The organism is Bullifex sp., from assembly GCF_034103065.1.
Taxonomy (GTDB): domain Bacteria; phylum Spirochaetota; class Spirochaetia; order Sphaerochaetales; family Sphaerochaetaceae; genus Bullifex.
Map to the genome: position 1 here is coordinate 1 of NZ_JAXEGN010000078.1, position 6,940 is coordinate 6,940.

A 6,940-nucleotide genomic window follows, 5' to 3' on the forward strand; every position below is an offset into this window, starting at 1 on the left:
TCCCTCTTTTTAATTGCATCACTAATTGAAGGACCATACTTTTTCTTAATTCTTTGAAGCTGTGAAAGTCTTGCATTCTTCTCTTCAAGTTCACTTTCACTAAAAGTTAAAGAGGAAAGATAGTCTCTCAATGACTCTGAAATATCTTCTGCTTCAATTTGACAAGACTCTAAACGAGAACAAAGTTCATCTAAGCTACTATCTCTGCTAGAAGCTTTTTTCAGAGCTTGAACACTATGACTTAATAGTGATAAAGCACCTTCTGAGATATCACCACGTAGTAAACCTTGTGCCGATGATACTTCCTCTGTTAAAGCTTCACTTAAACTAATTCTTTTAAGCTCTGCTGATAAAATATCATCCTCGCCTTCCTTTAGGTCTGCCTTCTCAAGCTCACTTAAGCAAAATTGATAGTAGTCGTAATCTCTTTTTGCCTTCTCACTTCGCTCTTTTAACTCTTCAAGTTCTTTTGATGCAATAACATATTCACTATATCTTTCTTTATATTCGCTTAGTAGACTGTCACACTTAGCAAATTTATCAAGAAGCTTTAACTGAACATCACTCTTTAGCAGTCCTTGATGAGCTCTTTGAGATGAAATATCAATTAATAAGCTACCTAAAGCTGAAACAATATCTCTTGTTACAGTCTTTGAATTAATCTTATTAATTGTTCTACCATTTTCTTTTATTGTTCTTGTGATGATGATTGTATCATCTTCACCTAATAAATCTTCTTTTTCTAGAAACTCTTTTATTGCTTCTGCTTTTTCACTGTAAGAAAAAACACCTGTTAATACAGCTTCACTCTCACCCTTTCTGATAATATCACTTTTACACTTTTCACCGAGAATAATAGAAATAGCAGATAAAATAATAGATTTACCAGCACCTGTTTCACCACTAATTACACTAAAATTAGATGTAAAGTCGATACATAGATGGTTAATTAATACAAAATTTTTAATATCTAACTGATCAAGCATGTAATTCTCCTGTCCAGTTAAGTTTAGCTCTAATTACTTCTGTATAATTTCTTTTATTTGAAGCTACTAACAGAATTCTACTTCTACTCTTTTCAACTATTACATCATCACCTTCTTTCAAATCAAAGGTTTGCTGACCATCGACTGTAAGCATTAATTCTGTTCTCTGCCCATCAGTTACATGCATAGTAATCATTTCATTACTACCTAATACTAATGGTCTATTTGAAAGAGTAAATGGACAAATTGGGGTAATAATCAAAGCAGCCATTTCACTATCAACAATTGGTCCACCTGCAGCTAAAGAATAACCAGTAGAACCTGTAGGTGTTGCAATGATAAGTCCATCACTTCTAAACTTGCCAGCAAAGGTATTATTAATCAACAAATCAAGCTTAACGACCTTTGAAATACCAGCGCTTGAAACTACAACTTCATTTAAGCCTGTTGCCTGATAAACCTTAATTCCATTACGCATTACACTTACTCTTAACATTAATCTTCTTGATAATCTTTCTCTATCAATGAAGATATCTTCAAAGACACTTTGCCATTCATGGCAACCAATTTCAGTGATGTAACCAAAGGTACCTAAGTTTACAGCAAAAATAGGAATTCCAAGATTATGAACTAATCTTGCGCAGTAAAGTACTGTACCATCTCCTCCGACAGAAACTACTAAATCTGTTTTAATTGAAAGAGGTATTTCCTCTTCACAATCCTTAGTAATAAAAACCTGAGTGCTAATTCCATGGATATTAAGATAACATTTTATCTCTTCAGCAATTAATGGAGCTTCACTTTTTCCTCCATTAGCAATTATTACAACATTCTTTAATTCCATAATAGCCTCACTGTGGAAGGTGCGAAAGCACCTTTATGATAGTTTCTGTCTCCTTCGGCTGAAGGAATGGATAAAGAGGAAAAGATACTCCTCTTGATAACGGAATGACAGCATTAGGATATAAGTCAAACTTATCTTGGAAAGCAATTCCAACAGTTTGAGTAAATGATCTTTTAACACTAATCGAGTATTTTGCGGCAAAAGTAATTACATCATCTGGACGTGAATTAGCAATTAGAGGGAAATTGTATCCTGATGAGAGGAAATCAAGATTTCTCATACCGAATTGTTTAACATCACTTTTCATAGCTGCCTGAGAGAACATATTAAATAGCTCTCTTCTTTTTTTAAGGTTTTCTTCACAGTTAACAAGTTGAACAATTCCAAGCGCTGCATTCATATCTGCAAGCTCAAAGTATGGGTCATAGCGCCTTGCAAACTTTTTTATTTGCTCAATATATTCACTTTTCTTTGCAAGTACTACCGCTCCACCACCAGTTGATATTAATGATTCTTCCTCAAGTGCACATACAACAATTGATCCCGTCATACCAGCTTTTAGCTTTCCATATTCAGATCCAATTGACTGAGTAATATCTTCAATAACAGGTATATTTAATGCACCTTCTCTAAAATTAACAGGAAGTTGTGATAATGGTTCATGAAGAATTATTGCTTTAGCTCCTTCACCCTCAGCTTTTATTGCTTCACTTGAGCTAATGCAACCATCTTCACTACTAATATCAAGTAGTACCATTTTGTATCCAAGATCATTAATTACTGTTCTATAAATTTCAGGAGAAAGTACAGAGACAGCTATACTATCTCCACTTTCAAGGCATAATGCTGTTATTGCTGCCTTTAATGCATCGGTATAAGAGCGAACAGCAATACCATCCTTCAAGCCAAGGTATTCAGCCATAAGCTTAAGAAACTGTTTTCTTCTCTCCCCAGGTCCAATCTTTTCATCAACCATGGTTTGAAGAACAGCATCCATATCTCTTCTTCGTAATGTTGGTTTATAGAATCTTACTAAAGCCATATATTAATAATAATAGCAAGATAATAAAAAAAATACATTACATGAATAGCTCAAGAACATATACAGATAAGCAACTTACAAGAGCAACTAGAGGTAAAGAACCTTTATATAAAGAAAATATTATTGCTACTATAAATCCACAGGCTCCAAGAGTAATGCTACCTGTAGCATTTAATATTGCAGGAAAAGTCATTACAGAAAGAGTTACATATGGAACATAGTATAAAAATGAACGAACAAACTTATTTGTAATTGGCTTTCTAAATACTGCTAGAGGAAGTACTCTAATAATGTATGTAACTAATGCCATTAATATTATTGCAATGTAAATATTCATGCTTCCTCCTCTTCTTCATGTGGAAAGATTAATGCAAATAAAAGACCTAAAATAAAAGTTAAAATTATTATTCTATTTCCTTCACTCAAAGTAGAGATATATGGAAGCTTTGAAAAAGCATAGCTTAATGCCATACTACTTACTACCACAACTATTAACTTTTTATTCTTCTTACATGGTGGAATTACTACAGCAACAAACATAGCATATAGTGCTACAGATAATGCTTTTACTATTGTCGCAGGTAAGATATTACCAAACATTATTCCTAGTGCTGTGCCTGCGGCCCAGAAAGGAATAGTTGAACACATAACTCCATATGAAAAGAATGGTGATAATGGATGAGGTTGCATAATAGATAGCGCAAATACCTCATCTGTTATATCAAGTGACATTAATAATCGATGTTTTAATGAAAGATTTTTATCAATATGAAGTATTAATGCTGCACTCATCAAAAGATATCTTAAGTTAATTATCAATTGAGACATAGCTAATTCTAAATAAGAACCATTATTACCAATTATTACTGTACCCGCAGCTTCTCCTGCAGATGTATTATTTAAAAGACTCATTAATGCACCTTCAAATGCTGTGAGTCCTGCATTTTGCATTACAATCCCAAGAGTAAAAGAAACAGCAAAATACCCAATTCCAATTGGTAAACCACCTCTTAACCCTGATATAAAATATTTATTATTACCTTCCCGCATAGGATGCATAATATTACTTTAATAAATTTATTAAAACCTACTTTAAATAAAAGAATGAAAAACTATTATTATTAATTTTTCTATTCAATTTATTATGGTTTATAAATTTACACCCAATGCAAAAAGATATGTAAACTTTAATACTTAAAGCTTGTATTTAAATAATTTAACTACTAAAAATAGCCTTATGATTATAAAACCATTACCAAAGTACCAGCTGTAAGTAAAATACAACCAATTAGTGATTTAACTGTAAATTGTTCATGAAGTATTACTACAGCAAGGATAATTGATAATACTGTACTCATCTTATCAATTGGAACAACCTTACTAACACTACCCAATTGAATTGCTTTGTAATAGCAAAGCCAAGAAAGACCTGTTGCTAATCCTGATAAGATTAAGAAAATCCAACTCTTCTTACTTATTTCAAATACTCCATTTTGAGTATTTGTAATAAAAACCATTCCCCAGGACAGTAATACAACTACTACTGTTCTTATCGCTGTTGCTAATGTTGAATCAACACCATCGATACCAATCTTTGCCAAAATAGATGTTAGAGCAGCAAATACAGCTGATCCTATTGCTAATAATAACCACATGACTTAATGATATCACTATTACTATTTTTTGTAATCTCATACTTATTTTTTCTATGGACATATACAAAGAAATATGCTCATAAAACTAATAAAAAAAATGCACATTTTAAAAGTAGTGGATAGTAAAACGCATCTGCAAAAGCAAATGGTTATTACCTGAATTCTGTTCTAATAACTAGGCCGCATATCCAAATTAAAAATTAATTTTCTGTATACAATGAAATTATCTATCTTAGATAGATTGTATTTATTTTGTTTTCATGGTAATATTAATAACTATGAAGAAGGACGAAAAAACAGGCTATTACATCAATGAGGTCAATGGCCGTAAATATGCATATATTCAGAAGTCTCACGTATGGAATAAGGATAAGAAACAGGCCGAGACAAGCCTTGAGTATGTCGGCAGGCTTGATGATAACGGCAAGCTTGTTCCTAAGAGGCGGCACCTTGTCAAAGCTGAGATAAGCGAGGAGACAAAGCTCAGCATCGTCGATCAGAACAGGGTTGGCATGGTTCGTGTGCTCTGGCAGATTGCAACAGATATCAAGCTGGTCGAGACACTCAAGGTAGCCTTTCCAAAGACCTGGGACACAATACTCTCGCTCTCGTTCTACTATGTATCATCAGGCAGGAATGCAGCCTATCTGTACTCTTCATGGCAAGAGGATCATGAAAGCCCGATTAAGGGAAAGAGCCTGGAAAGTCCCGATATAACGAGGCTTTTCTCTGGAATGGAAGAGGCAAGAAGAAAGGACTTTCTGAAGAGATGGCGTAATGTTGCCTCATCAGGCAAGGCATGCTTCAACGACATAACATCAATTTCATCCTACTCTAAGGAAAATGAGATGGTGGAGTTCGGTTACAACAGGGACCATGAAGATCTTCCTCAAATCAATCTAGGCCTTATTGTGGACAGTGGATCAAAGCTGCCACTCTACTATCATGTTCATGACGGTAACATTCACGATGTTTCCACCCTTGAGCGCGTGATGAGGGAAGGCTTTGCATTCAACATGAAGAACCTTCTGTTCGTTATGGACAAAGGATTCTATGCTGCACACAACATAAATTCAATGTACAGCTTCAATTACCAGTTCATTGTTGCCATGTCTCTCTCATCAGGCAAGGCAAAGGATGCCATTGATGAAGCAAGGTCTTCGATTAGACATCCATCAAACATAATAGTCACCAGTAACGGAGAGGCTGTCTATGCAAAGACATCATCTCTTCAATACTGGAGCAATGAAAATTTTCACTGGCCATGCCGGATTCATGTCTATACATCCGACAACGAAGATGTAGGCAAGAGAGGAATGAAGCTGGACATGAAGCTTGCTGAATGTTTCAGGGAGCTCAATGCAGGAGACTGGAATGATGCACATGCCGCTCTTTATGCAAAGTATTTCGACATGAATATTGAGACCGTTGATGGTGTTGAGAAGAAAACTTATTCCTATAAGGAAAAAGCCCTTGAGAATGCCGAAAGTCACTATGCTGGCTATCTAGCAATCGTGACTGATCAGGTGGATCTCTCTAGCCGCGAGGTCCTAGAAATCTACAGATCCAAGGATGCTGTTGAAAAGGCATTCTATGATCTCAAAAACGAACAGGATGCCAAAAGACTAGGTACACATTTAACCAAGGCCATGGACGGGAAGCTGTTCACGCTATTCATCTCCTCAATTCTGATTTCCGAGATTCGCAGGAGGATGGAGGGCTTCAATGGTCAGTGGACTCTAAATTCCATCCGCACTGCTCTTGACAAGATTACATTCTCAAAGGTGAAGATAGAACACCTGAAAAAGGCAAAGGAACTTAAAGGACTGGTGAGCAAGACACAGAGGGAATACCTTGCTAAGTTGCTTGACTGTCCTCCAACTGAGGCTACTGATAAGCTGTTCTCTATTCAGATGCCATAGTTATTAAAGCAGAATTCAGGTTTTTGACAGAATGCAATCTTTTCTGTATTTTCCCAAGGCAGGACTGGCTCAATTGCTAGGGCTGGATTGGTTTCTTTATGGGTAGTCTAGGCTAGATTTATGAAAATGCATAAAGATTCATATTGCTAAGCCTTTTTCAGAGTTTTGCAATTTCCTCTTCAGTCTCTTTTTTTAAGTTTTTACCTTATTTCCTTGAAGGTAAAAAAACTATTCAGAATAATACAGTGTCAAAGGTAGAATAGAAAAATACTTTACCGTATTCTGATTATTGTTTGATTTGTTATTCAAAAATGCAAATTCTATTTTTATAAATTTATTATTCATTTTGTAATAAGTTTCTATTGTAACAAGAAATAAATAGTGAGATATTTATATGTATATAGGGGGATTAATATGAAAAAAGCAACAATTATTTTGCTGGTATTCTCATTGCTTTTATTTTCTAGCTGTACGAATGATGAAATCAAGGA

7 protein-coding genes are annotated in these 6,940 nt (G+C 34.8%); 1 reads left to right on the forward strand and 6 read right to left on the reverse strand.

All coding sequences use genetic code 11. From position 1 onward, the window contains the following. The 6 genes from SOY52_RS03310 to SOY52_RS03335 form a co-directional block, all read right to left on the reverse strand. The coding region (locus tag SOY52_RS03310; protein WP_320847562.1) for an AAA family ATPase at nt 1-986 on the reverse strand (986 nt) is incomplete at its 3' end. Continuing rightward, entirely contained in the window at nt 979-1,830 is an 852-nt protein-coding gene (locus tag SOY52_RS03315) for an NAD(+)/NADH kinase (protein WP_320847563.1), read from the reverse strand. The genes SOY52_RS03310 and SOY52_RS03315, both read right to left, overlap by 8 nt. Nucleotides 1,831-1,837: 7 nt before the next feature. Continuing rightward, the gene (locus SOY52_RS03320; protein ID WP_320847564.1) at nt 1,838-2,872 is read right to left on the reverse strand and encodes a DegT/DnrJ/EryC1/StrS family aminotransferase; all 1,035 of its coding nucleotides are present in this window, start codon (nt 2,870-2,872) and stop codon (nt 1,838-1,840) included. A gap of 37 nt (nt 2,873-2,909) precedes the next feature. Beyond that, nucleotides 2,910-3,209 (reverse strand): AzlD domain-containing protein, encoded by a 300-nt coding sequence (locus SOY52_RS03325; RefSeq protein WP_320847565.1) that lies wholly within the window; start codon nt 3,207-3,209, stop codon nt 2,910-2,912. Beyond that, the gene (locus SOY52_RS03330; RefSeq protein ID WP_320847566.1) at nt 3,206-3,931 is read right to left on the reverse strand and encodes an AzlC family ABC transporter permease; all 726 of its coding nucleotides are present in this window, start codon (nt 3,929-3,931) and stop codon (nt 3,206-3,208) included. Before SOY52_RS03330 ends, SOY52_RS03325 begins: the two co-directional genes overlap by 4 nt. 182 nt (nt 3,932-4,113) lie before the next feature. Then, nucleotides 4,114-4,527 carry an EamA family transporter gene (locus SOY52_RS03335; protein WP_320847567.1) on the reverse strand — a complete coding sequence of 138 codons (414 nt, stop codon included), beginning with the start codon at nt 4,525-4,527 and terminating at the stop codon, nt 4,114-4,116. 278 nt (nt 4,528-4,805) lie between these two features. On the opposite strand from SOY52_RS03335, the gene SOY52_RS03340 reads away from it, so the two are divergent. Next, nucleotides 4,806-6,449 (forward strand): transposase, encoded by a 1,644-nt coding sequence (locus tag SOY52_RS03340; protein WP_320847568.1) that lies wholly within the window; start codon nt 4,806-4,808, stop codon nt 6,447-6,449. Nucleotides 6,450-6,940: the final 491 nt, after the last annotated feature.